Here is a 683-nt window from a genome sequence, read left to right on the forward strand (position 1 = left end):
GCGTGTGGCAACCAGAAGCGACAGAGCGTGCAGCGTCATTTTCGCGATATTTTCAGGGTTTACGGGCTTCCCAGGGCGATCTACGTCGATAACGGAACGCCTTGGGCGACAGCCATGACGTCGATGAAATACACCAAGTTTTCTGCTTGGCTTTTGCGTCAAGACATCGAAGTGATCTTCGGTCGCCCCTATCATCCTCAGGGTCGCGGGAAGCTCGAGCGGTTCCACCGGACGCTCAAGCTTGAAGTGCTTCAGGGCCGCTCAATGAGCAGTTTAAAAGAGGCCCAGGCTTGCTTCGATCCTTGGCGTCAAATCTACAACTTGGAGCGTCCTCATGAGGCATTGGATCTGGGAACGCCATCGGAGCATTACCGAATCAGCGAGCGTCGATTTGACGATTCAAACGTTGCCTATGAGTACAACGATCACTTCGAAGTGCGTCGTCCCAACGCAGTTGGTCAGTTCGGTTTCAAGGGGCACACGTACAGGATTGGAGAGGCGTTTGCCGATCGGGCCATTGGACTCAGTGCAACGCAGAAAGACGGAGTTTGGGACGTCTGGTACTGCCGTTTCGTGATCGCCCGATTGGACGAGCGTACGAAGATGATCGACCGTCACCAGCCTCGCGGCTGAAGTTCGCTTGCGCTCACTTCAGCCGCGAGGCTGGTGAGAGAACCGTTGTG

1 protein-coding gene is annotated in these 683 nt (G+C 55.3%); it reads left to right on the forward strand.

Annotated elements, in window-relative coordinates; genetic code table 11:
- Window positions 1–633 (forward strand): integrase core domain-containing protein (locus RSSM_RS02000; RefSeq protein WP_044300642.1); only part of this gene is annotated, 633 nt, incomplete at its 5' end.
- Window positions 634–683: the final 50 nt, after the last annotated feature.

It is taken from the genome of Aporhodopirellula sallentina SM41 (assembly GCF_000346505.1).
GTDB lineage: Bacteria > Planctomycetota > Planctomycetia > Pirellulales > Pirellulaceae > Rhodopirellula > Rhodopirellula sallentina.